This window comes from Armatimonas sp. (assembly GCF_043760365.1).
Classification (GTDB): Bacteria; Armatimonadota; Armatimonadia; order Armatimonadales; family Armatimonadaceae; genus Armatimonas.
The window spans coordinates 1-1,566 of the sequence record NZ_JAYUPA010000557.1; the positions used below are offsets into that span (position 1 = coordinate 1).

The window sequence follows — 1,566 nt, forward strand, 5'->3', positions numbered from 1 at the left end:
ACGAGATTCGGGTACGCCGCAGCGACGGCTTGCAGGCCCGTCGTTAGTTCATCATGCTTGATGTAGCGATCAAAGGGAAAAAAACTCATTTACTCTCTCCCGCCGATTGAAATCGGCGTCTACAATGGCGCTTTGCGCCGCGAAGCCCGTTCCGGGCTAGAGGCCAAACGCCGATTTGAGTAGTGCGATGCTCTTGGGAACTGCCGTGGCGGGGTCTTCTTTGCCTTCCATTTCGAGGGAAATGTAGCCGGAGTAGTTCACAGATTTAAGAATTTGCGCGATGCGATTGTAGTCCATCTCCAGGGTGTACCACTCGCCGCCACCGAAGTAGGTCTTGGCTTGGACGAAGCGCACGTACTTTGCCATCTTCTCTAAGTTCTCGTAGAGATCCTCACGAAAGTTGCCGGTGTCCATCAGCCCCACCAGCCACGGAGAGTTGACTGCATCTATCACGCGCAAGACACCCTCGGGCGTGCGCGTCAGGCCCCAGTGGTTTTCGAGCGCCAGTGTCACGCCACACTCGGCGCATTTATCGAGGCACTTCTGAATGCTCTCGATGCACCAGCCAAACGCATCGTCCTCAGTGTAGCCCGAAACCGGCGGTTCGTTGCCACGCGCGTCCATTAAGTCATCAAAGCTCGCGATGGTCTTCCAGCGGCCCGAGTTCAGCCGAATGCAGGGGATCCCCAGCTTGTAGGCCAGCTCGATGCAGCGCAGCGTGTGATCTATATGTTGCTTGCGAAGTTCTGGTTCGGGGTGGACGAAGTCCTGGTGAATCGAGAGGCAGATCAGATCCAAGCCATTTAAAAAAGCGCGGCGCTTCAGGCTCTGAAGGTAGCCGTTGTCCTCGCTGTCCATCTGCCGGTGGAGAATCTCCACGCCCGAGACTTCCAGGCGCGCCGCCTCGTCAATGACATGCTCAATCGCGACCTTTGGCTCTTTGAAGTGCCAGTACGAATACGACGAAATCCCTAGTTGGATACTCATAGCGCCCATTGTACCCGCGCGAACCCATGCGGGGCATGTTATTTATCCCCCAGCGGGTACGGGGACGTTTTTTCGATTCAGCACAAAAACACGACGTGGAGTGCTCGCCAGCACGGCACCGCTGGAGTCTAGGGCCTCGATCTCAATAAAATACTCCCCATCCACCAGGTGCGTGGTGTCCCAGGTGATCACAAAGGGCGCGAAGTTCTTCAGCGCCTTGATATTCCCATCCACACTCAGGCGCAAAAATGAGACGCGTGTCGGATCCGTCATGGTCGAGTTGATGGTCACTTGGCCACTGACAATGGCCACTTTATTGATGCGTGCCTCCGCAAGCCGCACCTGCCGGTAGCGATCGTGGGTGGCTTCCACCACTTTACGAAGCTCCTCGACACTCGGCTCAGGGAGGCGGATGCGAAAGCCCGTCACTCCCTTGCTACATGTCCGGCTCTTACCCGCCGCTTTCCAGAGCTCGTTTAGGCCATCGGCAGTAAAGGCATCCAGGCGCACCCCGAGAATAGGCGGCATGGCCTCCCACTCGCCATCGTCTATCTGCCAGTCTACGGTGGCCCCCTCGCC

The 1,566-nt window shown here is 57.2% G+C and carries 2 protein-coding genes; both read right to left on the minus strand.

Annotation, left to right across the window (positions count from 1 at the left end; translation table 11 throughout):
* Positions 1-156: 156 nt before the first annotated feature.
* A complete protein-coding gene (locus tag ACH2EH_RS12780) occupies positions 157-987 on the minus strand; it encodes a sugar phosphate isomerase/epimerase family protein (protein ID WP_395142229.1) in 831 nt (276 codons plus the stop codon).
* A gap of 42 nt (positions 988-1,029) precedes the next feature.
* A partial coding sequence (locus tag ACH2EH_RS12785) for a hypothetical protein (RefSeq protein ID WP_395142231.1) occupies positions 1,030-1,566 on the minus strand: 537 nt, incomplete at its 5' end.

Excerpts from the sequence above, each read along its gene's own strand:
- ACH2EH_RS12780 (WP_395142229.1), bottom strand. The coding sequence starts at position 987 with ATGAGTATCCAACTAGGGATTTCGTCGTATTCGTACTGGCACTTCAAA.